The sequence below is a fragment of the uncultured Nostoc sp. genome (assembly GCF_964245575.1).
Classification (GTDB): Bacteria; Cyanobacteriota; Cyanobacteriia; order Cyanobacteriales; family Nostocaceae; genus Nostoc.
In genome coordinates, this window is sequence record NZ_CAXTNP010000116.1 from 1 (window position 1) to 23,227 (window position 23,227).

The 23,227-nt window shown below is 42.2% G+C and carries 22 protein-coding genes; 11 read left to right on the top strand and 11 right to left on the bottom strand.

Annotated elements, in window-relative coordinates; all coding sequences use genetic code 11:
• Positions 1-129: 129 nt before the first annotated feature.
• Positions 130-342: an RNA chaperone Hfq gene (locus ACFFAP_RS19000; RefSeq protein ID WP_375512658.1), complete on the bottom strand. Its 213-nt coding sequence runs from the start codon at positions 340-342 to the stop codon at positions 130-132.
• A 69-nt stretch (positions 343-411) separates the two neighbouring features.
• On the opposite strand from ACFFAP_RS19000, the gene dapF reads away from it, so the two are divergent.
• Positions 412-1,251, top strand: coding sequence for a diaminopimelate epimerase (dapF, locus tag ACFFAP_RS19005; protein WP_375512659.1), 840 nt, complete (start codon positions 412-414; stop codon positions 1,249-1,251).
• On the opposite strand, the gene ACFFAP_RS19010 is transcribed toward dapF, so the two are convergent.
• From ACFFAP_RS19010 to ACFFAP_RS19020, 3 genes are all read right to left on the bottom strand, one after another.
• Positions 1,235-1,897: a DNA-3-methyladenine glycosylase family protein gene (locus tag ACFFAP_RS19010; protein WP_375512660.1), complete on the bottom strand. Its 663-nt coding sequence runs from the start codon at positions 1,895-1,897 to the stop codon at positions 1,235-1,237. The genes dapF and ACFFAP_RS19010 overlap by 17 nt on opposite strands.
• Before the next feature lie 62 nt (positions 1,898-1,959).
• Complete coding sequence (ada, locus tag ACFFAP_RS19015; RefSeq protein ID WP_375512661.1) at positions 1,960-3,036, bottom strand: bifunctional DNA-binding transcriptional regulator/O6-methylguanine-DNA methyltransferase Ada; 1,077 nt, start codon at positions 3,034-3,036, stop codon at positions 1,960-1,962.
• Positions 3,037-3,129: 93 nt separating this feature from the next.
• Positions 3,130-3,357, bottom strand: coding sequence for a hypothetical protein (locus ACFFAP_RS19020; protein ID WP_375512662.1), 228 nt, complete (start codon positions 3,355-3,357; stop codon positions 3,130-3,132).
• 193 nt (positions 3,358-3,550) lie between these two features.
• Between ACFFAP_RS19020 and ACFFAP_RS19025 the strand changes: the two genes are divergently transcribed.
• Both ACFFAP_RS19025 and ACFFAP_RS19030 read left to right on the top strand, forming a co-directional pair.
• A complete protein-coding gene (locus ACFFAP_RS19025) occupies positions 3,551-6,139 on the top strand; it encodes a PAS domain S-box protein (protein WP_375512663.1) in 2,589 nt (862 codons plus the stop codon).
• Positions 6,140-6,202: 63 nt separating this feature from the next.
• The gene (locus ACFFAP_RS19030; RefSeq protein WP_375512664.1) at positions 6,203-8,050 is read left to right on the top strand and encodes an ATP-binding protein; all 1,848 of its coding nucleotides are present in this window, start codon (positions 6,203-6,205) and stop codon (positions 8,048-8,050) included.
• Between the two features lie 296 nt (positions 8,051-8,346).
• Here the strand turns inward: ACFFAP_RS19030 and ACFFAP_RS19035 are convergent, their stop codons facing one another.
• Entirely contained in the window at positions 8,347-8,916 is a 570-nt protein-coding gene (locus ACFFAP_RS19035) for a Uma2 family endonuclease (protein ID WP_375512665.1), read from the bottom strand.
• Between the two features lie 461 nt (positions 8,917-9,377).
• Between ACFFAP_RS19035 and ACFFAP_RS19040 the strand changes: the two genes are divergently transcribed.
• The 4 genes from ACFFAP_RS19040 to ureG all read left to right on the top strand — a co-directional run bounded on the left by ACFFAP_RS19040 (position 9,378) and on the right by ureG (position 13,565).
• Entirely contained in the window at positions 9,378-11,549 is a 2,172-nt protein-coding gene (locus ACFFAP_RS19040; RefSeq protein ID WP_375512666.1) for a hypothetical protein, read from the top strand.
• 228 nt (positions 11,550-11,777) lie between these two features.
• Entirely contained in the window at positions 11,778-12,224 is a 447-nt protein-coding gene (ureE, locus tag ACFFAP_RS19045) for an urease accessory protein UreE (RefSeq protein ID WP_375512677.1), read from the top strand.
• Positions 12,199-12,891 (top strand): urease accessory protein UreF, encoded by a 693-nt coding sequence (locus ACFFAP_RS19050; RefSeq protein WP_375512667.1) that lies wholly within the window; start codon positions 12,199-12,201, stop codon positions 12,889-12,891. Before ureE ends, ACFFAP_RS19050 begins: the two co-directional genes overlap by 26 nt.
• Positions 12,892-12,968: 77 nt before the next feature.
• Positions 12,969-13,565 carry an urease accessory protein UreG gene (gene ureG, locus ACFFAP_RS19055; RefSeq protein ID WP_375512668.1) on the top strand — a complete coding sequence of 199 codons (597 nt, stop codon included), beginning with the start codon at positions 12,969-12,971 and terminating at the stop codon, positions 13,563-13,565.
• Between the two features lie 264 nt (positions 13,566-13,829).
• Here ureG and ACFFAP_RS19060 read toward each other — a convergent pair whose 3' ends face one another.
• On the bottom strand, positions 13,830-15,713 hold the full coding sequence (locus ACFFAP_RS19060) for an ABC transporter ATP-binding protein (protein ID WP_375512669.1): 1,884 nt from the start codon (positions 15,711-15,713) through the stop codon (positions 13,830-13,832).
• Positions 15,714-15,768: 55 nt separating this feature from the next.
• Here ACFFAP_RS19060 and ACFFAP_RS19065 point away from each other — a divergent pair, with 55 nt between their 5' ends.
• Complete coding sequence (locus ACFFAP_RS19065; protein ID WP_375512670.1) at positions 15,769-16,089, top strand: hypothetical protein; 321 nt, start codon at positions 15,769-15,771, stop codon at positions 16,087-16,089.
• Between the two features lie 325 nt (positions 16,090-16,414).
• On the opposite strand, the gene aqpZ is transcribed toward ACFFAP_RS19065, so the two are convergent.
• The 3 genes from aqpZ to ACFFAP_RS19080 form a co-directional block, all read right to left on the bottom strand.
• Entirely contained in the window at positions 16,415-17,200 is a 786-nt protein-coding gene (gene aqpZ, locus ACFFAP_RS19070; RefSeq protein WP_375512671.1) for an aquaporin Z, read from the bottom strand.
• A 435-nt stretch (positions 17,201-17,635) separates the two neighbouring features.
• On the bottom strand, positions 17,636-18,211 hold the full coding sequence (locus ACFFAP_RS19075) for a single-stranded DNA-binding protein (RefSeq protein ID WP_375512672.1): 576 nt from the start codon (positions 18,209-18,211) through the stop codon (positions 17,636-17,638).
• Between the two features lie 294 nt (positions 18,212-18,505).
• Positions 18,506-19,759 (bottom strand): FAD-dependent oxidoreductase, encoded by a 1,254-nt coding sequence (locus ACFFAP_RS19080; protein WP_375512673.1) that lies wholly within the window; start codon positions 19,757-19,759, stop codon positions 18,506-18,508.
• A gap of 186 nt (positions 19,760-19,945) precedes the next feature.
• Between ACFFAP_RS19080 and ACFFAP_RS19085 the strand changes: the two genes are divergently transcribed.
• Positions 19,946-21,256, top strand: coding sequence for an ABC transporter ATP-binding protein (locus tag ACFFAP_RS19085; protein WP_375512674.1), 1,311 nt, complete (start codon positions 19,946-19,948; stop codon positions 21,254-21,256).
• A 2-nt stretch (positions 21,257-21,258) separates the two neighbouring features.
• Here the strand turns inward: ACFFAP_RS19085 and ACFFAP_RS19090 are convergent, their stop codons facing one another.
• Positions 21,259-21,630 carry a DUF5615 family PIN-like protein gene (locus tag ACFFAP_RS19090; RefSeq protein WP_375512675.1) on the bottom strand — a complete coding sequence of 124 codons (372 nt, stop codon included), beginning with the start codon at positions 21,628-21,630 and terminating at the stop codon, positions 21,259-21,261.
• The gene (locus ACFFAP_RS19095; protein ID WP_375512676.1) at positions 21,627-21,857 is read right to left on the bottom strand and encodes a DUF433 domain-containing protein; all 231 of its coding nucleotides are present in this window, start codon (positions 21,855-21,857) and stop codon (positions 21,627-21,629) included. The genes ACFFAP_RS19090 and ACFFAP_RS19095 overlap by 4 nt, the downstream gene beginning before the upstream one ends.
• Before the next feature lie 168 nt (positions 21,858-22,025).
• On the opposite strand from ACFFAP_RS19095, the gene ACFFAP_RS19100 reads away from it, so the two are divergent.
• Both ACFFAP_RS19100 and ACFFAP_RS19105 read left to right on the top strand, forming a co-directional pair.
• The gene (locus ACFFAP_RS19100) at positions 22,026-22,121 is read left to right on the top strand and encodes a DUF4160 domain-containing protein (protein WP_375512678.1); all 96 of its coding nucleotides are present in this window, start codon (positions 22,026-22,028) and stop codon (positions 22,119-22,121) included.
• A gap of 144 nt (positions 22,122-22,265) precedes the next feature.
• Positions 22,266-22,544: a DUF2442 domain-containing protein gene (locus tag ACFFAP_RS19105; RefSeq protein ID WP_334793152.1), complete on the top strand. Its 279-nt coding sequence runs from the start codon at positions 22,266-22,268 to the stop codon at positions 22,542-22,544.
• The last annotated feature ends 683 nt before the right edge of the window (positions 22,545-23,227 follow it).

Consider the following 23,227-nt stretch of genomic DNA (forward strand, 5'->3'; position numbering starts at 1 on the left):
GCGATGCACTGAGCGCAGTCGTTGTGTCCCCAGTCCCCAGTCCCCAGTCCCTTGCTATACAAGATTTTCCCAATCTGGTAAATTTTAGCCAGCACCGTGGGAAGAGGTGTTCCAAACACCGATTTTTGACTAACTCTTGGGTTTAATATAAGCGATCGCTTGTTTCCAAACGGTGTGCTGAGTGTCTTCATCAGCTATACAGATACACTGTGGATCTTGCCATAAAACCTTTCCTGTCAGCACATCACCAGTCAGCAGCTTTAACTCTACTGGCGTTGTTTGTTTAATCAGATTTTGGACTTGTATAATACTGGGTAAAGTGGTGTCAAATTCGGTAAGCATTTTTAGTAAAGATGAACCTACAAGGCAAAATAAAGAGTAACTAATCCTTGATAATTCATCCTTGAAGAAATGGCAATCGAATTTACTAAGTATCATGGTCTAGGCAACGACTTTATTCTGATTGACAATCGCTCGTCATCTGAGCCTGTAGTGACTCCAGAGCAAGCCATCAAGTTGTGCGATCGCCATTTTGGTATCGGTGCTGATGGTGTAATTTTTGCCCTACCTGGAGAAAATGGCACTGATTACACCATGCGGATTTTTAATTCTGATGGTTCAGAACCAGAAATGTGTGGCAATGGTATTCGCTGTTTAGCTGGCTTTTTAGCAGACTTAGAAGGGGAATCCCGGAATCAAGACTCATATCGCATTCATACTTTGGGTGGTGTAATGACTCCCCAACTTTTATCTGATGGTCAAGTTAAAGTAGACATGGGTTTACCTAGATTACTCGCTAGTGAAATTCCAACTAATCTTGCACCCGCCCAAGAAAAAGTAATTTCTCAGCCGTTAGAGGTAGCAGAGCAAACTTGGGATGTCACCTGTGTAAATATGGGAAATCCCCACTGCATTACCTTTGTGGAAGATGTAAAAGCAATTCCTTTAGAAACCATCGGCCCTAAATTTGAGCATCACCCAGTTTTTCCCCAACGCATAAATACCGAATTTATTCAAGTGGTGCGTCGTGACTATTTGAAAATGCGGGTGTGGGAACGGGGTGCTGGGATTACATTAGCTTGCGGGACTGGTGCTTGTGCTTCTTTAGTAGCTGGTGTACTAACTGGGAAATGCGATCGCATTGCCACTATAGAATTACCTGGTGGCCCCTTGCAAATTGAATGGTCAGAAATCGACCAACGAGTTTACATGACAGGCCCGGCTGAACGAGTATTCACGGGGAAACTGTAACCGATTTACTATTGGCATTACTCAAGTAGTAGTGCCATAAAAGTCTTGCAGCAACTGCTCGCCACGGTCGCCAGTGCTGTGTCATCGCTTCGAGTTGCACTGGTGTTGGACGCGTCGTTAAGTTTTTGAGTTTTTGTAAAGCGATCGCGATCGCTAAATCGCCTTTAGGAAAGACATCAGGACGTTGCAGCGCCATGAGCAAGTAAATATCAACAGTCCAGTCTCCTATACCTTTGAGACACTTTAGCTCAGTTCTGATCGCAGTTTCATCCATTTTTTCCAGCTCGGTTAGGTCAAGCTGACCAGTTGCGATTGCCTGAGCCAACCCACGACAGTATAGAATCTTTTGCCGACTGAATCCAATCGCTCTTAATTGAGCATCATCTAATATCAAAAAGTTTTCTGGCGTTAAAGTTACAACAACCGCACATAGACGATTAAATACAGCCCTTGCAGCCGCGACCGAAACTTGCTGTTCCAGAATGATGCACAACAGCGTTGCAAAACCTGGTTCTCTTTGCCACATCGGTGGAGGCCCCAGTGTTTCTAAAATCTGAGCCAAATCACGATCAAGATTGGCAAGCATCATTAAACCACGAGTAAGATTTTCTGGAGTCAGCGATTCTAGTTCAGGTGTTTGAATCATCTTTGAAAAAGGGAGTGGGTAGAGACGCGATTAATCGCGTCTGTGGGGAAGAATTTTTTTAATCAATCCCGCGCGGTGCGTTCTGATTCTTGTGTAAGCAGTTTTTGTTTGCGCTCAATTCCCCAGCGATAACCGCCAAGACTGCCATCACCCCGCAACACCCGGTGACATGGTACAATCAGCGCGATCGGATTAGCTCCACAAGCATTACCTACAGCTCGGACTGCCTGGGGTTTGGCAATATTACAGGCAATATCAGTGTAAGTGCAGGTTTCGCCATAAGGAATTTTTTGTAATGCTAGCCACACCTGTTTCTGAAATGCTGTGCCACGAATATCAAGTGGTAAATCAAGATGTGTTTCACCTCCTGCAATAAAGTCGAGGATTGCTTGTATCCAGTCTTTGTGTGTGTGGTCATCACGCATGATGTGCGCTTGGTAAAATTCCTGGTTCAAGATATGTTCAAGTTTGTCTGCTTCATCACCTAGTTTAACGGCACAGATACCCTTCTCTGTTGTTGCCACAAGCAAATATCCTAGTAGACATGGAGCGATCGCATAAACAATGCTGATTGTCTTTCCAGCTTGTTGGTAAGCCTTTGGTGTCATTCCCAGTTGTTTAGGTGCTTTTTCATAAAGTTGGCTACTTGAACCATATCCCGTGTCGTAAACTGCATGAGCAATTTCCTCCCCTGACTGAAGACGCTGCTTCAATCGTTGGCTACGCAGCGCATCTGCATACTGAAAAGGGGATACGCCAATTATTTGCTTGAATACCTTTTGCAGATAACTAGAACTCATTCCCACCTGAGAACATAATTCCGAGAGGGTTGGGATGCGATCGCCTTGTGCTTCAATGTATCGACATGCTGCTAAAACTTTCGCCAAAGCCGGATTTGGAACTGTTTCAAATTGTGGCTGACAGCGCTTACAAGCTCGAAAACCTGCAATTTCAGCTTCTTGTACCGACTCGAAGAAACAAACTTGATTGCGATTTGGTCTTTGACTAGGGCAAATAGGTCGGCAATAAACGCCTGTAGAGCGAACACCGTAGAAAAACTTGCCGTCAATTGTGGGATCTCGACTCAGAACTGCTTGCCAAAGAGTTTCTTCTAAAACTGATATCTGTTGTAATTGCATTTATATCTCCTTGGATGTATTACAAAGTATCCCTATTTTGGAATGTCCATTATTAGTTTCTGCCTTTAGGTAAAACTAGATTAAATGTATCGATCAACTACTTTCTATCTGATTGTTGCGATCAAAGTTGACTGGATCAGTTTTTAAGATGCTAACTCGCTGAAGTAGCGATCGCTCAAATGGATAACGCATTCCTCGGATGCAAGATTTGCCGTGACAGATATTCAAATCGAGTGTAATTCGCCCTAAAAGAGTGTTTTCGATTGCTCTAGTATCTTGATATTCTTTAGCAATTGCACTTTCAATATAAATTATCGGCATCGCTTCACCTGATTTTACCCCTGGCAAATGGTTCACCCGATTGGGGGAATGCGATCGCCTCAGCAGGAACTACTCTGAAAGAAGGTGCAGTTTTGATTCTGTTAGCGATTATGCCTACAGAATAAAAACTGTTAAATTAGTTATTCTGGCTTTTAATTGTACATCAATAGCTTGTGTATCAAAGGGTCAAAGAGTGGATGAAACCGTTGTAAAATCGCTGTATACACCAAATTGCCAGCAAGAGGCTATTGACTTGCTCTCAAAACTTACTGTCAATTTACCAGGAATAATTTTCCAAGTTCTGCAACAGCAGGATGGTTCTGTGTTAGTCCTTTATGTTAGTTCTGGTTGTGAAAATTTGTATGAATTAGAACCAGAAGCTATACAGAAAGACTTTCGGGTGCTATACAAACTGATTCATCCACAGGATACAAAAGCTTTTGCAGAATCTATAGCTTTTTGTACTACAAATATTACACCTTGGCATTGGGAAGGTCGGATCATTACGCCTAGTGGGAAACTTAAGTGGATTCAAGCTACTTCGCAACCGGAACGACAAGAAGCAGGTGATTTGCTTTGGAATGGCTTGGTCATGGATATTACAGACCGAAAACAAGCTCAAGAAAAATTGCTTGAGAGTGAGGCGCGGTATCAAGCAATTTTAGATGCTATCCCCGATTTAATGTTTCGCATCAGCCGTGATAGTGAGTATCTAGATTTGAAAAGTGAGGGAGCAAATGTCACTCTTTCGAGAGAAGAAATAGTTGGCAAACATGTGCAGGAGTTATTGCCTAGTGATGTTGCCACAATTAGTCTGGAAGCGATCGCTAAAACTTTAGATTCTGGAACTTTACAAACTTGCGAATATCAACTACCAACGCCTTTGGGAGTTAAAGATTATGAGGCGCGGTTGGTAGTGAGTGGTCAAGATGAGGTGGTAGCAATTGTCCGAGATATCACAGAACGCAAACAAGCAGAAGTAGCTTTACAAAATCTTGCCCAAAAATTTGCTAAAGCTTTTAGTTGCAGCCCCGATTCAATTACCATCAGCACACTCCAAGAAGGACGCTTCATCGAAGTTAACGACAGTTTTGTGAAACTCTCAGGTTATGAGCGAGATCAGGCGATTGGTAAAACTTCTTTTGAGTTAAATCTTTGGGTACACGATCTTGCTCGTCAGAATTTGTTACAGGAGTTGCAAGCCACAGGAGTTGTTCGCAACTTGGAATTTGAATTTCGGCAAAAGTCTGGCAAGATAATTACAACGCTGCTTTCAGCCGAAATCATTGATTTAGATGGTCTGCCTTCGCTTTTAGCAGTTCATCACGACATTACAGAACGCAAGCAGGTGGAAGCACAATTACGTCTATCAGCAGAACGCGATCGCTTGTTGGCAGAAACCTTAGTACGAATTCGGTCTTCGCTTAACTTAAAGGAAATTCTTCAAACTACCGTGACGGAAGTCAGGCAATTTCTGCAAGCAGATCGGGTTTTTATTGGTTTAAATAATAGCAAATTAGGAGCCAGAACTCTTGCCGAATCAGTAGATCCCAAGTATCCATCAGTCTCAGGATGGTCTACTAATGATGAAGCTTATCTACAAGAATTGAGAAACTTATTCAAAAATAATGTTGTGCGTGTCATTGAAGATATAACGCAAGTAGCATTATCTCCCAAAGTCAAAGCGCACTTTCAAAAATTCCAAACGAAGGCGACTTTGACTGTACCAATTATGCTAGGTAATGAATTATTTGGGGCGTTAATTGCCAATCAATGTTCAGGGTCGCGTCATTGGCAACCAATAGAAATTGATTTGTTAAAGCAGATGTCAGAACAGGTAGCGATCGCCATTCACCAAAGCCAGATTTACCAAAAACTCGCAGAACTTAACACTAATTTAGAACACCAGGTAGAAGAACGAACAGCACAATTGCAGCAGAAAATGCAAGAAGTTGAAGAATTGCATCGGGTAAAAGATGTTGTTTTGCACACAGTTGCCCACGATTTACGAACTTCGGTGATGGGTAACTTGATGGTGTTAAAGAATTTGTTAAATCAGGGAGTGGGTAGAGACGCGATTAATCGCGTCTCTACTGGGGAAGAAGCAGGAGAGCAGGGGGCAGGGGGCAAGGGAGAAAAGTTTTCCCCTCTGCTAAGAGTACCCCGCCCCTCTGCCTCTTCCCAATCCCCAATTTCAGTATCTCGCTCGATAATCGAGCGGATGATTCAAGGTAACGATCGCCAACTGACGATGATTAACTCATTGCTAGAAATTAATTCTTGTGAAAAACAGGGTATGGACATCAAACCTGAACCTGTGGATTTTAACACTCTACTGGGAGCAACATTCACCCAGTTAGAACCCATACTGACACAAAATCAAGCAACTCTGAAGAACTTGGTTCCCGCAAATTTACCGTTAGTAATGGCAGATGCAACTCGATTGCAGAAAGTTTTGGCGCATTTAGTAACACATAGCTTGCAAAATAATCCACCAGGATTAAATTTTATTTTGAGTGCCAGCGTTGAGGGCAAAATGATTCGCACTCAGATTCAAGATGACGGTGTGGCAATGAGTAAACTAGAGTGCGATCGCCTTTTCGATCTGCATGTCCGTGATCCCCAAGATTGTTGTTCCACAAGCATTGGCTTAAAAACGTATCTTTGTCGGAAAGTTATTAAAGCACATGGCGGCGAAATTGGTGTTATTAGTAACCGCAAGCGCGGGTTAACTTTCTGGTTTACACTACCTTTAGCAACATCCGTAACAAATCGCCCATAAATCACCAAAAAATGAGAGGGTGTTATTTATGGCAATGTTGAGTAAGGGAAACACCCTCAAGGTATGGGCAAAGTTGCTCGGATGCTAATGGCTACTCCATTTACAACAGTGCAAAGGTGGTGCAGACAAACCTTTTCTGCACCAACAAGAGATGAAACCACTATTCTTTACAGAGATTGGCGTAACCGTTTTTTGTGGCAGAGATTGCGTTTATGGTTATGGCTGGCGCTGATTTGTCTGTTATCTTTTACTTTGCGAGACATTTACGGCTTATTTTTTCCTTTTGCAGAGTTGCAGCATCTGCCAGAAGTACTTAGAACTCAGCGCCTTGTAATTAATATTGCAATGTTGCTGAGTATACTAATCTGCCTTGCCTTACATAAAACTAAGTTAGGTCGTCGTCATCCAGATTTATTATTTTTGGGGTCTTCTTGGTCAATTAGTTTAGCGTCGCAGTTGTTTGCAACCATCAGAGGTTTCGCACTACCTGATACTATCGGCTGGTCGCTGCTGTTCTTGAGCCAAGCTGTGTTGATGCCCATCTGCTGGATTCTTCACTTGCTGACTCAAGTAAGTGTGCTGATTTACTATTTTGGTGTGAATACGGCACTTAGGCTAAAAACACTAATCCCCGAACATCCAGGAATATATAATGTAACGTTCATTTTATACATTTTTTGGTTTTGTGCTATATGTGACATCGGTGTTTATCTGTACGATCGCCTGCAACGTTCTGAGTTTTACGCCCGTCAAGAACTGGAATCTGCCTACCAAAAACTCAAGGTTGCAGAAGCTAAATATCGCAGCATTTTTGAAAACGCCGTTGAAGGAATTTTTCAAAGCAGTCCCGATGGACGTTACATTACAGCAAATCCGGCTTTAGCACGTATTTATGGCTACTCCTTGGCGGAGGAGGTGACAGCAAATTCCACTGTTATTGAACAATTGTACGTTGATCCGAACCGCCGCGCAGAATTTGTCCGCCTGATGGAAAAGTATGGCAGCGTTTCCGAGTTTGAATCCCAAATTTATCGCCGAGACGGGAGTATTGTCTGGATTTCGGAAAAAGCCTACGCAGTGCGTGACGAACATCTTAAACTGCTTTACTACGAAGGTTTGATTGAAGATATTACCCAGCGCAAACAAACTGAAGAAGAACTACGAGTATTTTTCCATGCAGTTTCTCATGACTTACGTAACCCAGTATTAGGTACTTTAATGGTGCTGAAAAATTTGCTCAATAGCGGGGGATCAGGGACTGGGGACTGGGGACAAGGGGGACAAGGGGGAATTATTGAAGAAGTCTCTTCCCAATCCCCAATCCCAAGTCCCCAATCCCCAATCCCTGTTTCACGCTCAATTTTAGAGCGGATGATTCAAAGTAGCGATCGCCAACTTAATTTAATTAATTCGTTGATGGAAGCTCATCTCAGCGAGTTACAAGGTGTTGTTTTGCAGCGTCAAACCGTACAATTACTGACAGTTGTCGAAGCTGCGATCGCAGATTTAGAACCATTGTTAGAGCAAAATCAAGCCAAGCTCACAAATTTGGTATCCGCAGATTTGCCATTAGTGAATGCAGATACCACGCAACTATGGCGAGTTTTTTCTAACTTAATTGTCAATGCTTTAAAACATAATCCACCTGGTTTGCTCCTGACAATTAACGCTACCCATGAGGGTGAGATGATTTATTGTACTGTTAGTGATAATGGCGTGGGAATTAGTCAACAACAAAGCGATCGGCTTTTTGACCTTTACTTTCGGGGTGCAAGTATCCGCAATTCTGTAAGTTTGGGATTGGGCTTGTATTTGTGTAAGCAAATCATTAATGCTCATGGTGGTGAAATTGGCGTAAACAGTGCATTGGATGCAGGGGCAACTTTCTGGTTTACATTGCCTATTAGCTGACTAGTACTCTGTTAACCTAAAAATGACGGGTGAAGGTGGGGAGTAGGGAGTAGGGAGTGGGGAAAGAGTTTTTTCTGTTTCTCAAATGTCTTCATATCCGTCAAAATGTATTTGACAGACTATTAGTACAGCACGGCGGAAATAAACATACCATTTCATTACAGCCAGAAAGCCCAAAATTAAAACATGGGTGACTTTTGACTTCCCCGAACGCGAATTTATCTCCAAGAGTTGGGGCTGACTTCCGCCTTGGGGTACTAGCGGTTAGGTTTCCATAAATATTCTCAAATTTGTTATTATTCAGGAAAAAAGAAACGGATAGAACAACAAAATCCGGGTAAAAGTGGCGATGTTATTTCATCATCACCTAACAAAGTAGCAACTAAAACCAACTGTGCTTTTTCTCGCCGATAAACTTCAACTAGTTTAGTAAAGCGATCAACAATCCAATACTCACGCACGCCTTGAACTGAATATAGTTTCAGTTTTGCTTCTTTATCTCGAAGTTCGTTTTGTTTACCAGGCGATAAAACCTCTATTACTAACTCTGGTGCGCCTGTCAAATGTCCCGCTTCATCTTCAATTTGCGCCAGTCGTTCTCGACTTACCCAAACTACATCCGGTATGACGCTATCTGCTTGCGAAAAAATCACTCCTGGAGCCACAATTGTTTCCCCTAAACCACTCGAATCTGACCAAACATCAAGTTGTCGAGCAATCTTTACACAAACTTGTTGATGACGGCGGTGAGGAGTGCGAGTCACAAAGAGTTCTCCATTAATAATTTCATAGCGTGTCCACTCATTTTCGGGTAGAACTTCTAAATCGTGAATTGTCCAGCGTACTCCCTCAATGGCTTGGTTCATGATTGTCCCCGTTTGGCTCGTTGCCTTTCTTTGTTTGATTTTATCTAATTGAAAGGTGTTTATGTCGATGGCTTACAACTGGGAACCAATTTGTTTTATGTAGTCGTGTTCAGAACTTAACTTATTCGCAATTACTACGTAGGTGTGTCCTAACCAACTTTCCCAAAAGACTACAGATTGCACATCATTGAGATTTTGCCCATATTGCGTAGAGCATAAAAGTGTATCAATGAGTTTTAAGTTTTCATGAGAATATTACGCAAAATTTACAATTAGTTTTTGAAAATACTCACTTTTTCTCACCGACAGGGCAATCAAGAGTAAGTTATTAATATAGTTAAACAACAGGCTTAATTCTTTACCTGTAAATATTAAAAAAAGTAACTTAGATTTTATCACCGAAAAAGTAATCACAAAGTTTAGAATCTAGTTACAAGACAACAAGAAGTTGAGGTTTAAATATGAAAAAAATTATCTGGTTTTTGCCAGTGCTGGCAGTTTTAGCAACATGGCCATTAAATTCCGATGCTGTCTGGAAATATCTTTTCTTCCTGCGCCTGCCTATTTTGATGGGTTTATTCCTTCTGCTTCTTCCTAAACTTGCCAAGGATTGGCTGCCAGCCATGTTGAAGAATCTATTTGTACTTCGCACCAAGTGGCAACTAGCAGTCATAATTATGAGCGCAATTGGAGCAGGAACGTCAGTAATTTCAGTTGCAGCTATCATTCTGGATAACGCACCAGCTCGCTTTGCTGTACCACCAACAATAGAAATTTCTGAATTTTGGCAATATGGAATAGCTATTGCCTTAAGTTTATACATTTGCATTATTGCAATTGACCTGTCCAAAGAGAAGCTGAACAACAAAGAAAGACAGTGGGGAACATTTGTAGGTGCAGGATTGGGCATTGGGCAACTATTTTTTGTTAGTTTTCTCAGACACTGGTTAAGCTCAAATACTTTTTTAAAAAAGATACTTGTTGATATCTTTTATTTCGTAACCAAACATCATACATTTGGCTATATTAACCCTCAAACTGGTGAATTGAGTGCGGGGCATCTGACAGCGATCGCTTATTTGATAATTGCAGTAGTTATCTACATTACGGTTGGTTTGCTTTTTAAGCCAAAATCAAAAACAAATCGACCTGAAGCACCTGCACTCCTGTATGTGCTACTGCTCATATCAATGGTGACCCTTGTCTATGGAGGTGCAACATTCTATTTTGATTACTTTCGTATTCCTGTACTAGTTATCTTTATTAGTTTCTCAGTAGTTAGTTATGTTGCATTTGATGTAAATCACTTTTTTCAAGTCAATAATTTCAAAGATAGTGAAGACAAGAGAAAAGTTTATAGCGATTCAAATAACTTTCAAAAAATCCTAGAAAAGCGTCTCAAACATCAAGAGGGAGAACGAACTTTAGTAATTATTTGTGCTAGTGGTGGCGGAATTCAAGCATCAGGATGGACAGTGCAAGTATTAAGTGGTCTCCAGGAATTATTAGGAAAGTCATTTACCAAAGCAATTGGCTTGATTAGTGCTGTCTCAGGTGGTTCAGTAGGGACAATGTACTATCTAGATCGCTTTAATAAACATGGTTTTTTAGAAGAGAGTGAACAGCAAATCTATAAGAAAACCACCAATGATAGTTTTTATGCTGCTACTAAAGATAGTTTAGATGCCGTTGGTTGGGGTCTGGTTTATTTGGACTTATGGCGATTCATAGGACTTCCATTTCTTGTTCGTCCAGAGTTTGATCGTGGTACAGCAGTTGAGACAGACTGGCAGGGGGAAATGAAGGAGCCGAAAAAGATAAAAACCTTTGGAACCTGGCGAAAACAGATTTTTGATGGCGAAATTCCTATTCCTGTATTCAATGCAATTTTAGTCGAAAATGGCTGGCGGTTTCTGATGACTCCAGTAACATTTAGCAAGGCTCCTGAGAAAAAGTATATAGACTTTAATACTCTTTATGAAGCCTATGATATGAATGTTGTAACGGCTGCAAGACTATCAGCAACTTTTCCCTATGTCTCTCCTATCTGTCGCAGCAGTGTAAACATCCCAAATCAGAATTATCACGTTGCTGATGGGGGCTATTTCGATAACTCTGGCTTTGTAACGGCAGCCGAATGGCTGGATGAACAGCTTAATAAATGGTCAAAAGCTGAAAATAATTTAAATATAAAACGAGTCCTGATATTGCAAATCAATCCTTTTCCCAAATCTGCATCAACGGAAAACGTGCAGGGGAATGGAGGCTGGTTTATGGCGACTTTAGGGCCATTACTGGCAATCTTCAAGGTACGCGATCCGGTTTTGGCGTCTCGAAATGCAAAGGAAGCAGATTTGCTGGTCAAAAAATGGGAGAACAAGGTAGATATCCAATACTTTCCCATTTTCTTCCCCTCGGAATCTGAAATACCTCCAGAATTTGCAGTATCTGAATTTTATAAAGATGGTCGGTATCGTCCGCCTTTATCCTGGAGGTTAACTGATAAAGAGAAGCAAGCTATTCGAGATGGTTGGGAGGCAATAAAAACAGGAAAGAACATTCAAAAAATTAAACAACTGTGGCACGAAACTTGGAATATGCCAGATTCCACAGACCGTAGACCAGAAGATTAACGACTTGCTTCTCCTGTGGATAGTTAAGAGCAGGAGTACGAGCATCACTCAAAGGGTTACAGGTGATCGGGAATGGAAAGGTGCTAATTGGTGTTCACACTAGAATCATAATAGACATCTCCAAAAATGAATGTAGAGACGTAGAATTGCTACATCTCTATGGATAATGCATATTTAATTAATTTCTGGAGATGTCTAATGAAAAGCGGAAGTTCAGGCGAAACTCTTATGCTGACATTTAACCAACTTAAACCACCTAACCCTGATACCGTAGTCATTTTTACTCTGGCGCTAACAGCAGAAGAACGTACCCGCAGTCGTCATCGCTTTGAAACGGAAGATGGTAAGGTTGTGTTTTTACATTTACCCAGAGGAACTATCTTACACGATGGCGACATTCTGCAAGAAGAAACCCACAGTAGTTTAATCAGAATTACTGCCAAACCAGAACTCGTGCTGACTGCCTTTGCCCAAACACCACTTTTATTATTACGGGCGGCATACCATCTGGGAAATCGCCATGTACCTGTAGAAATTACTCCGACTTATTTACGCTTGTCCTCAGACTCGGTTTTACGCCAGATGTTGGAACAATTGGGGTTAGAAGTTAAAGAGGAAATTTTACCGTTTCAGCCAGAATTAGGAGCTTATGGACAACACCATCATCCTCACTGATAGCCATCTTTTGAGTATTTTGCAGCTGGCTAGCCCCGCTTTACCTGTGGGAGCATATAGTTATTCTGAAGGTTTGGAAATGCTGGTAGAAAATGGTACGATCGCTAACCAGTTACATCTCAAAGATTGGCTAAAAGCAGAGTTACTCTACGGGGCAATTCGGTTAGAGGCGGCGGTAATGGTACGATCGCAGCAATCTGCAAAAATAGGTGATATTGAGTCGCTATGCCGTTGGAATCTGTGGTTATCCGCAGCTAGGGAAACAGAAGAGTTACGCGCCTCTAGTTGGCAGATGGGGCGATCGCTGATCCAATTATTTGCTAAACTAAAACCGCAGATTGTGCCGATTGCCAATGCTGTCGGTAATCCTTGCAATTATGCGATCGCTTTTGGTATTGCCGTTGCCCATTGGCAAATCAGTATCAAAGCCGCATTACTCGGATATCTGCACAGTTGGGCAAGTAATTTGATTACTGCTGGCGTGAAACTTATCCCCCTTGGACAAACAGCAGGACAGCAGTTATTGCTAGATTTGCAACCATTACTCAGTGCTGCGGCATTAGAAATTCTCGCTTTAGAGGACGATCAACTCGCCTGTTGTAGTTGGGGTTTGTCGCTAGCGAGTATGCAGCATGAAACGCAGTATACAAGGTTGTTTAGGAGTTAGGAGAGACGCGATTAATCGCGTCTGTACAGGAGTTAGGAGAGACGCGATTAATCGCGTCTGTACAGGAGTGAGGAGTTATGAATGCATTTAGAGTAGGGGTTGCTGGCCCGGTGGGTTCAGGGAAGACGGCTTTAGTTGATGCTTTGTGTAAGGGGTTACGTGAGCAGTATCAGATTGCGGTAGTGACGAATGATATTTATACTCAGGAGGATGCTCAGTTTTTAGTGCGTTCTCAGGCGTTGGCAAGCGATCGCATTTTGGGTGTAGAAACTGGTGGTTGTCCTCACACTGCCATCCGCGAAGATGCTTCGATGAATTTGGCGGCAATTGAACAGTTAGAAGAACGTTTTATCGATTTGGATTTGGTATTTTTGGAAAGTGGCGGTGATAATTTAGCTGCTACCTTTAGTCCAGAATTGGTGGATTTAACGATTTACGTTATTGATGTTGCGGCTGGTGATAAAATTCCCCGCAAAGGTGGCCCCGGTATTACTAAATCTGATTTGTTGGTGATTAACAAAACCGATCTAGCACCCTACGTTGGCGCAGATTTAAGTGTGATGGAACGAGATGCAAAAAAAATGCGCGGTGATAAACCTTTTATTTTTACTAATTTAAAAACTCTGTCAGGACTTGCAGATGTAATTAACTTTGTTTGCACAAATATCTGTTAAAAAATAATTCAGGAGTCAGAATCAAGACAACTAAATCTGCATATTTAGTGTAGTAATCTGTCAATAAATAATTGATGGATAAATTTCCTGTAAAGACAGTGATTTATCGCGTCTCTTTAACCGTGAAAATGAATTTGACAGACCAGTAGGTGCAAAAACGTCGTTTATTCAGACGTGACGCTCGAATACTTACTACTGCTTTGCTATGCGCCACTTATACATAATTCATGCTGAATTCTTACTCCTGACTCCTGAATTCTATTTCTATAAAGCTTTCTGATGACGACTTCGCACCCGTTCAGCACTACCAGTAGGAATTGCAGCAATTAATTTTTGCGTGTATTCCTCTTTGGGTTCTTGGTAAATGCTTTCGGCTGTTCCTTCTTCAACAATTTGACCGCGATTCATGACTAAAATGCGATCGCTCATAAATTTCACCACACTTAAATCGTGAGAAATAAAGATATAGGTAAGCTGAAAGTCTGACTGTAATTCTTTGAGAAGATTTAATACCTGCGCCTGTACGGAAACATCCAGAGCTGAAACTGATTCATCGCAGATGATAAACTTAGGATTCAATGCCAAAGAACGGGCTATGCAAATCCGTTGGCGTTGACCACCAGAAAACTGATGAGGATAGCGGTTAATTGCATCTGCACTCAACCCCACCCGTTCTAAGAGTTCGACTACTCGCTGGCTTCGTTGTTGCTTTGTCTTACCAACGGAGTGAATTAACAATGGTTCCATCACCGCGTCCCCAACCTTCATCCGGGGATCGAGGGAACTAAAAGGATTTTGGAAGACTATTTGCATTTCTCGCCGCAGTTTTTGCAACGGTTCTCCTTTGAGACTTGTAATATCTTGTTTCTCAAAGATAATCTGACCACTCATCGGTTCAATTAAGCGCAGCAAGGTTCTGCCGAGGGTGGTTTTACCGCAACCAGATTCTCCCACTAAACCTACTGTTTCTCCTGGTTTGACATCAAAAGAAACGCCATTAACTGCCATATTGTAGCGTTTTGTCCCACCAAATACCCCGCGCACTGGAAAACCAACTTTCAGGTTGCGGATTTGCAGCAGAGGTTCCTTTTTATTGAAGTTTGCCAATCTTGCAGCAATCTCTTCGGTAGTGACTTCTGTGGGTTGTGCGGGTTCTTTCGGCTGAATTATTACTTGTCCCGTTGCTGTCTCTTCTGCACTCATGTAGTCAGAAACGGTAAGTAATTTTTGGGGACGGCGGTTGAGTGTGGGGCGACAAGCTATCAAGCCTTTAGTATATGGATGCTGGGGATTGCTGAAAATTTGCTCAGAAGTACCAGATTCGACAACTTTGCCTTTATACATCACCGCTACTTCGTTAGCAATTTCCGAAATTAGCCCCAAGTCGTGGGTGATGAAAATCATTGCCATGTCACGGCTTTGCTGCAATTCCCGCATTAACTCCAAAATAGTCGCTTGCACCGTCACATCCAAGGCTGTGGTTGGTTCATCGGCAATTAAGATTAATGGGTTGCAAGAAATTGCCATTGCAATCATTACCCGTTGCAACTGACCCCCAGAAAGTTCATGGGGGTAGCGTTCCAGCATGGCTTCTTTGTGTTCTTTAACCAAGTGCGTCAACTTTGATGGTTCTGGTTTTGATGAATTGGCGTTGGTTTGATGCGAATCGATATACTGCTGTTGTATCTCTTCATCGCTAGGTAGAAGTTTTACCTCTTGTAGACCTGCGATCGCAATTTGTCGTGCTTGGGCTGCTGACACATTTTGATGCCGCATAATCGCTTCTGTTAGCTGAAACCCAATGTTATAAACCGGATTGAGCGAACTCATCGGTTCTTGAAAAATCATGGCGATGTCGCCACCCCGGTGTAACTGCATTTGCTCAGGAGGCAATTTTACCAAATCGATTGCGTTGGCATTCTCTTGAGGACGAAACCAGATTTCACCGCCAGTCACTATACCGGGAGTTTGCAACAAACCCATCACAGCTAGGGCTGTCACTGATTTACCACTCCCCGATTCTCCTACTATTCCTAGAGTTTCACCTCGATGCAGCCCAAAGGAAATACCATCCAAAGCTCTGACGTTATTGCCATCACCGGGAAATTCAACTTGGAGATTGCGAACCTCTAGGACAGTTTCTCTCATAGGAGTTGGGTAAAAATCTTAACTTAAAATTATTTGGATTTTAACAAGAGTTTTGATGTATGTGTGGGTAAATTTGGTTTTTACACTCTTTGGTGGCACTAAAGTTTATGAAAGTGGTCATCTGCGTAAACCCTATGGCAAAAATACCTTTGATTTTAACGAAGGTGATTTAATAAGTAAACTTAAAGGTCAAGCTACAGAAGTAAAACATTTCAAAAGTCCGCGGTGGGTGAGTACACTGCTCTGTTTTACAAAAAGTAATGTCGATATTCCTAGAAATGAAGTTAGTGGTATTTATGTTGTAAATGCCAATGATTTAGTTAATACTTTATTACATATAGAAAAATCACAGAATCTTCTCTGTAAAATCATTTAAGTATTATCTATGTAGATAAAGTGAGATGAAAGTGAGCGATAAATTGACTCATGATTATGCACTATTAGGGACTTCCAAGAAATAAATTATCCAATTTCACTGAGTCAAAATGATTTTCTCTCCCCCAGCTAAGAGTTCCCTGCCTCCCTGTCGGCAAAGCTATGGGATATTTTTTTATTTGGAAGTCCCTTAATTGGTGTAGGAAAGTCTAAATATAGTTTGATTTGTGGTTGCGCTATGCACAACCATAGATTTCATTGCGTGCGATCGCGTTCGACTCCGGGTTTCAAGTACCCTAAAGTCTGATAACTAACAACTTCGGTTACTATCGTCGCGAATAATCATCCACATCGGACGAAAATTCACGTTCTGCCTCACCTACAACTGGTGCGCCTGATTCACCTAAAGCCTTTGAATAGAATAAACCTGCCAATATCGCACCTAAAATTGGAGCTACCCAAAACAGCCATACTTGCTTAAATAGTTCTACACCAGCAAAAAGTGCCGGACCAGTACTACGAGCAGGATTAACTGATGTATTCGTTATGGGTATGCTGATCAAATGAATCAGTGTTAGTGCCAAACCAATAGCAATTGGTGCAAAGCCCTTTGGCGCACGACCATCTGTTGCACCTAAGATCACAATCAAAAAAATGAAGGTAAGTACAACCTCTGTAATGAAACTAGCAGCCAGTGAATAGCCTCCAGGAGAATGTACACCAAAACCATTTGTCGCTAATGGATTGGAACCAGAAAGTGTAAATCCTGGTTTACCACTGGCAATTAAATAAACTAGACCTGCGGCTAATATTGCTCCCAATACCTGAGCAATAATGTATGGGAGCAATTCAGAGCCAGGAAAACGCTTTCCTGACCAAAGACCAAATGATACAGCTGGATTAAAATGAGCACCGGAAATATGACCAACTGCGTAGGCCATAATTAGCACTGTTAAACCAAAAGCCAGAGCAACACCTACAAAGCCAATTCCTAATTCATTGGTTTTTGCATCTGGAAATGCTGCTGCAAAAACAGCACTTCCGCATCCGCCAAGAACTAGCACAAATGTTCCAAGGAATTCTGCAAGACATCGTGTAAAAATTGATACCATTAAATTTTCTTTGCTCAAGCAACTGATTGAAAACTTTATAAATTAATTTGTGAGCAAATTTCTTTAAATCTTGTAAATAAAGATTTAGTGCCAACACCGTTAAACTTATCAGCTTTTAAAGGTAGTTGCTATAACTGACATGAGCCAAGAAAAACAAGAACGGATCAAAGTCTGCTTACGAGAACTGGCAACATTGCTCTTAGCAACCATTTTTCCTCGTTGCTATGCAAAGGCGATGTCGTAATCCAAGTATTTCCCGCCAAGTTTGGGGGAAGTATAGTATAACTTTCCTATCCCTAACTTACTCGATAGCTAAACTATAGCGATCGCAGACAAAAAAATAGCACATCCTCAAGGATGGCTATTTGTAAAAATTATTTCATCTTAATGCTTTTTGCTAAGTATGTGAGCAAATTCAATACACGCTAAACAACTTTAGAAGGGAATATCATCTGGATCTGGTTCTTCCTCTTTCACTGCTGGATAAGTGGTTCGCTCATAATTTGTGGGTTGGGGTACGGGTTCGTAAGTTTTCGTTTGGGGAGCAACGCCAACAGGATTTGTCGCTGGAGTAGGCGCTGGACGTGGTGACTCGTAAGTGGTAACCTCTTTCTGTGCCGGACGAGATGCTGAAGATGGTTGTCGGGGAGCAGTTTCAGTGAATGATGGAGTTACGGTTGCTGAGGGTAATGGATCGGTATTAAAACTACCTCCAACAGATTGAATTTGTTGCACTGTCAATTCAGCGCGTTTTTCTTTAAAACCTTCTTGACGATCAACAGTATTCATAGTTAAACGTCCTACCAGGATGACACGATCGCCTTGGTGGTAGTTTTGCTGAATTTCTGTCGCTAAATTCCCCCAGCCAACAACTTTCAGCGTGGCTGGCGGATCTTCTGGTTTCTGAGAATTGGGAAACTGCACCAGCATTTCCGTGACTCCCAGATTATCGGCTGTATAGCGGAGTTGCGGTTCGTTAATAATTTCTGCCATCAAAACGCAGCTGTTCATTAAAATTACTCCTGACTGCAAAAAGTACTGATTCCAAAAGAGGGGATTTTTCTATGTAGTGCTAATTAATATCTAGATAGGTTTAATCTTTTGCATTTTTTAATAATGTTTGAACAAATTTGCTACATCTGCTTTGGTTTTTAGTCCTTTCTAGCATAAAAGCCAAGCGATCGCTTTGAACAGCATTGAGTATGCTGCTCGCCACCCTCGCTTGACTAAATGAGCATTGAATTCTATCTGGAGTAGTATAATTGTACCATCCATTCCTTAAATAGAAAAAATTTTTGCCAAAAATTAAGTCTTGACGTGAACTGGAAAAACACCCAAGGCAATCAACCTGGCTGGAAGGTCGCGCAAGATGGGTAAGCGCAAAAACGCAGGTGGTACAAAGGTGCGATTTGAGGTGATAACCGGGGCCAATACCCGCTTTTGGATAAAAGTTTGAAACGCCTGAATGATGCGTGTGGGCAACTCGCGTTGACGTTGTACTTTTGCTAGGTCGCTAAGTTGTACTTCTCGGTTTTTGAGCGGTTTGCTGAGTACATTTGCCGCAACTACAGCATCTTGAATCGCGTAATTAATGCCAACTCCACCAACGGGGGACATTATATGAGCTGCATCACCGATGAGTAACAGTCCCTCACGATACCAGCGTTTGACACGGCTGGACTCGACTGAGAGAAAAGCTATTTGTGACCAATCATGTAAATTTTGAATGCGTTGCTGAAATTCTGGCACTACTTCCACAAAAGATTTTTTTAATTCCTCCAAACCTGCAGCCCTTAGTTGTTGATAGCCTCCTTTAGGAATAACATAGGCAAGTTGCCACTCATCACCACGGTCAAGCATGGCGATTAGCTTACCTTGACCAAAGCGCCCCATTCCCCCTTCAGGGTCTTCTGGCTGACGCGGTAGGCGAAACCAGAGGACATCCATTGGCGGCGAAGTTTCGATGGATTCAAACTCACCCAGATGGCGTAAACGTGAGTGGCGACCGTCTGCACCAACTGTCAGTATTGCCCGAATTTCATGCCAACCACCGCCTCCTCGATAGCGGACACCTTGAATCACGTCATTTTCAGTAATCAATTCCTGCACATTCGCACCCATTACCAGATGGAAACTAGGATATTTTTGTGCTTCTTGGGTGATGAACTCCAGGAATTTTACCTGGGGAAGCATTGTAATGTAGGGATAATGGGTTTTCAGATGGCTAAAATCTGCGAATGTGACATTATCTTGAGGAGTTTGAATACTAATTTGGCGCATTTTGGTATGGGGAAGTCCTAGCAAGCGATCGCTAAGTCCCAATTCCTCCATAATTTCCATCACCGACGGATGAATCGTATCGCCACGAAAATCGCGATCCAAGTCTTTGTGTGCTTCCAGCAGCATCACAGAAATGCCTTGACGCGCTAACAACAGCGCCAATACTGCTCCTGCTGGCCCCCCACCCACAATGCAACAATCTGTAGTTTGTCCGTCTACAATGTCATGGACAGGGTTAACACTTGGTTGGGAAAGATTTTTAGGTACATCGGTAGTCATAACAACACCTTTTGACAGCCCTAAAATTTAGAATAGTTTGCTTTTTATGGTTAAAGCTATTTTTTTAACTTTTCGTATTTACCCTGAACGTGTATTATTATGAGCGCTAAAGTGTCATTAGTCATTAGTCCTTTTTCCAATGCCCCATGACCGATGCCCCATGCCCAATGACAATAATTAACAGTTGTGTCCCAAGTTATTTTAGAAAACGTTTATAAAAGTTTTTCCTCACGTAAAGGCGAAAGTGTTACCTCACAAACCCAATCTCCTCTCACACTTGCGGAAAAAACTGATGTAGCGCCACGTGCGGAAAGTGTCAATGTCTTGCGACGGATTAACCTGACGATCGCAGATGGTGAGTTTATGGTGCTGGTAGGCCCTTCTGGTTGTGGTAAAAGCACCCTACTGCGGTTAATCGCCGGTTTAGAAGTGATGACTGGCGGTAATATCTGGGTAGGCGATCGCTTGATCAATGACCTACCACCCAAGGAACGCGACATCGCAATGGTGTTTCAAAATTACGCCCTCTATCCCCACATGACGGTATATGACAACATTGCCTTTGGGTTACGCCGCACGGGAAGCAGGGGAGCAGAGGAGCAGAGGAGCAGAGGAGAAAATACTCCTTACTTTCGGGCGTGGACAGAAAATCTTTTTGTGGGGGCGACAAGAAAGTTACCTAAAGGATTGCGCTACATTTCTGACAAAGAACGGGCGGTAAATGAACAGGTGCGTAGTGTTGCTCAACTGTTGCAAATCGAAACATTGCTGAATCGCTTACCCAAACAGCTATCTGGGGGACAAAGACAACGGGTTGCACTGGGACGAGCGATCGCACGTGACCCGCAAGTATTCTTAATGGATGAGCCGCTTTCTAACTTAGATGCCAAACTGCGGGCGGAAACCCGCGCCCAAATTGTGAAATTGCAGCGCCAATTGGGGACAACAACAATTTACGTCACCCACGACCAAACAGAAGCGATGACAATGGGCGATCGCATTGCAATTATGTCTGAGGGTAAAATTCAGCAAGTTGCTTCTCCCCTAGAACTTTACAACCGCCCTGCCAACCTTTTTGTAGCAGAGTTCATTGGTTCACCACCGATGAATTTTATTTCTGTAGAATTTCATGCCCCGCAGTTGATTACTCATTCCCAGTTTCGTTTTACACTTCCAGAGGTTTGGGGAAAAGCTTTACAAAAATATGATGGGAAAACTCTAATTTTAGGCATTCGCCCAGAACACTTAAACTTGAGTATGCCTGCCACTAAAAATCTACCAGTGCAAGTAGATTTGGTAGAGAATCTCGGCAACGATTCCTTTCTCGCTGTTAAGATTGCCGAACCAGGATCTCAACCTGCTACTACAGCCAATTACCTACAAGTGCGAATACCACCAGACCGATTTGTAAAAGCTGGTGAGCAACTATGGTTATCTCTAATTCTAGAGAAAATTCACTTTTTTGACCCGGAAACTGAGTTAGCGATATTTCCCTAAAACTATCCGCGCCTAATTGGTAGAATACGCACTCTGGATTGGGTTTGATCAACAGTGACCAATGCGCCTGTCTCTAGTGAAGACTCAAACTGATTCAGGGCGGAAATAACTAGATTTTCCATACTGTTCGGCAAAACATCCTGGGTACGAACCTGAATGACACTGGGAGTATCGGCACCTGTCGCAGCTAGCAGGGAACCGAAGTCCAAATCGTGAGTAAAGACGATATATCCATTAGTTCTTGCCCACTCCATAATTATTGAATCTTTCTCACGGCGATCGCCAACAGTAGACCAGTGGACAGCAACAATATTGTACTTCTCAAAAACCGCAACCCAATCAGGAGAAAGGTTCATATCAATCAAAATTTTCATGCACTTTTGAGAGGGACTTCAATCTCTTCAGCCCGCCATGCAGCGTAGGCAAGTGCCTCATAGATGTCGGCTTCTTCGAGGTAGGGATATGCTTTGAGAATGTCGCTATTACTGTGTCCAGATGCCATTAAGCCGACGATAGTGCCAACAGTAACACGCATTCCTCGAATACAGGGTTTGCCACCCATCACTTCAGGATTGCGAGTAATTCTGGTAAGATTTTGCATAATTTTTGCAAAGTGGGAGTAAGGTTAGGGGATTGAGAAATCAAAAATGGCTACGCCAATCTCTTTTATTATCGAACTTTCAGCATCTTCTAGGCTAATTGATTGTTAATCTTAAAAGAGATCCCGAAGGTAGAATAAAGTATGCCAGAAATTAGTCGTTTTTTCGGGATGATTGTCACTATGTATTACAATGACCATCCGCCTCCACATTCTCGTGTAAGATACAACCAACAAAAAGCTATTATTAGCATTGAAATCTTATAAATTTTAGAAGGTAAACTTAGCTCCAGAGCTTTTAAACTTATATTATAATGGGCGACTTTACATCAAAATGAATTGATGGAAAACTGGGAACTAGCTAGAGACAATCAAATCCTCAATAGCGTCTTACCATTGGAGTAGTTATATATGTTAAAAGACATTATTGCAGTAGAACCAAGGGAAAATTATCAACTATATATCCGTTTTGAAGACGAAGTGGAAGGAATAATTGATGTTAGTAAGCTGATTAAATTTACAGGTGTTTTTGCACCTTTACAAGATCAAAAATACTTTGCTCAGGTTGAATTAAACCACGAATTAGGCACAATCCAATGGCGATCGGGAGCCGATCTCGATCCAGATGTTCTCTATGCAGTAATTAGCAATCAGCCTATTCCTAAGTATAAATCACTACGGTTAACTTAAGGATAATTGTAGCGACTGTCTTGATTGTCAAGTGCGTAGCTTGCCGCCGTAGGCATCGCCTGATGTTGTAGCGACCCGTTAAAAATCAAGCGACGCCGAATAGCCCGCACTTCTCTACGAGACGCTGCGCGAACGGCTGCGCTCAGTGACCGTCGTAGACATCGCTTTGTTTGTGGAGATTTATAAAAGCGATCCACCTGTGTACTTGATCGCGGTGCGACTAAGTTTGAAGTACCTCAAAACGACTTTGAAGTACCTCAAAACGACTTTGAAGTACCTCAAAACGATTTTGAAGTACCTCAACACGATTTTGGAGTACCTCAACATGACTTCGAGGTAGCTGTTGCTTATATAGCAATACGGTTGGGTTAAGGATAATCGTAGGTTGGGTTGAACTTTAGTGTTACCCAACAAACCACCGAAAATGTTGGGTTTCGTTCCTCAACCCAACCTACGCAGTTTAAGGTTTTTGGCGCTAACCCAAGCGTATTGGCTTATATAGCAGTCCTAAATCATTCGTGAGAATTTGAGATCATTTTAACCCCCCTGTAGTCCCCCCTTAGTAAGGCTACCGTGTACACACAAGTTGGATTACCCCCCTTAATCCCCCTGATGCATTGGGGGAAAAAAGAAATCTAGTTCCCTCCCCAATACATACGGGGAGGGTTAGGGTGGGGTAAAAC

Excerpts from the sequence above, each read along its gene's own strand:
- ACFFAP_RS19000 (WP_375512658.1), bottom strand. The coding sequence starts at position 342 with ATGCTTACCGAATTTGACACCACTTTACCCAGTATTATACAAGTCCAA.
- dapF (WP_375512659.1), top strand. The coding sequence starts at position 412 with ATGGCAATCGAATTTACTAAGTATCATGGTCTAGGCAACGACTTTATT.
- ACFFAP_RS19010 (WP_375512660.1), bottom strand. The coding sequence starts at position 1,897 with ATGATTCAAACACCTGAACTAGAATCGCTGACTCCAGAAAATCTTACT.
- ada (WP_375512661.1), bottom strand. The coding sequence starts at position 3,036 with ATGCAATTACAACAGATATCAGTTTTAGAAGAAACTCTTTGGCAAGCA.
- ACFFAP_RS19020 (WP_375512662.1), bottom strand. The coding sequence starts at position 3,357 with ATGCCGATAATTTATATTGAAAGTGCAATTGCTAAAGAATATCAAGAT.
- ACFFAP_RS19030 (WP_375512664.1), top strand. The coding sequence starts at position 6,203 with ATGGGCAAAGTTGCTCGGATGCTAATGGCTACTCCATTTACAACAGTG.
- ACFFAP_RS19035 (WP_375512665.1), bottom strand. The coding sequence starts at position 8,916 with ATGAACCAAGCCATTGAGGGAGTACGCTGGACAATTCACGATTTAGAA.
- ACFFAP_RS19040 (WP_375512666.1), top strand. The coding sequence starts at position 9,378 with ATGAAAAAAATTATCTGGTTTTTGCCAGTGCTGGCAGTTTTAGCAACA.
- ureE (WP_375512677.1), top strand. The coding sequence starts at position 11,778 with ATGCTGACATTTAACCAACTTAAACCACCTAACCCTGATACCGTAGTC.
- ACFFAP_RS19050 (WP_375512667.1), top strand. The coding sequence starts at position 12,199 with ATGGACAACACCATCATCCTCACTGATAGCCATCTTTTGAGTATTTTG.
- ureG (WP_375512668.1), top strand. The coding sequence starts at position 12,969 with ATGAATGCATTTAGAGTAGGGGTTGCTGGCCCGGTGGGTTCAGGGAAG.
- ACFFAP_RS19060 (WP_375512669.1), bottom strand. The coding sequence starts at position 15,713 with ATGAGAGAAACTGTCCTAGAGGTTCGCAATCTCCAAGTTGAATTTCCC.
- ACFFAP_RS19065 (WP_375512670.1), top strand. The coding sequence starts at position 15,769 with ATGTATGTGTGGGTAAATTTGGTTTTTACACTCTTTGGTGGCACTAAA.
- aqpZ (WP_375512671.1), bottom strand. The coding sequence starts at position 17,200 with ATGGTATCAATTTTTACACGATGTCTTGCAGAATTCCTTGGAACATTT.
- ACFFAP_RS19075 (WP_375512672.1), bottom strand. The coding sequence starts at position 18,211 with ATGAACAGCTGCGTTTTGATGGCAGAAATTATTAACGAACCGCAACTC.
- ACFFAP_RS19080 (WP_375512673.1), bottom strand. The coding sequence starts at position 19,759 with ATGACTACCGATGTACCTAAAAATCTTTCCCAACCAAGTGTTAACCCT.
- ACFFAP_RS19090 (WP_375512675.1), bottom strand. The coding sequence starts at position 21,630 with ATGAAAATTTTGATTGATATGAACCTTTCTCCTGATTGGGTTGCGGTT.
- ACFFAP_RS19095 (WP_375512676.1), bottom strand. The coding sequence starts at position 21,857 with ATGCAAAATCTTACCAGAATTACTCGCAATCCTGAAGTGATGGGTGGC.
- ACFFAP_RS19100 (WP_375512678.1), top strand. The coding sequence starts at position 22,026 with ATGATTGTCACTATGTATTACAATGACCATCCGCCTCCACATTCTCGT.
- ACFFAP_RS19105 (WP_334793152.1), top strand. The coding sequence starts at position 22,266 with ATGTTAAAAGACATTATTGCAGTAGAACCAAGGGAAAATTATCAACTA.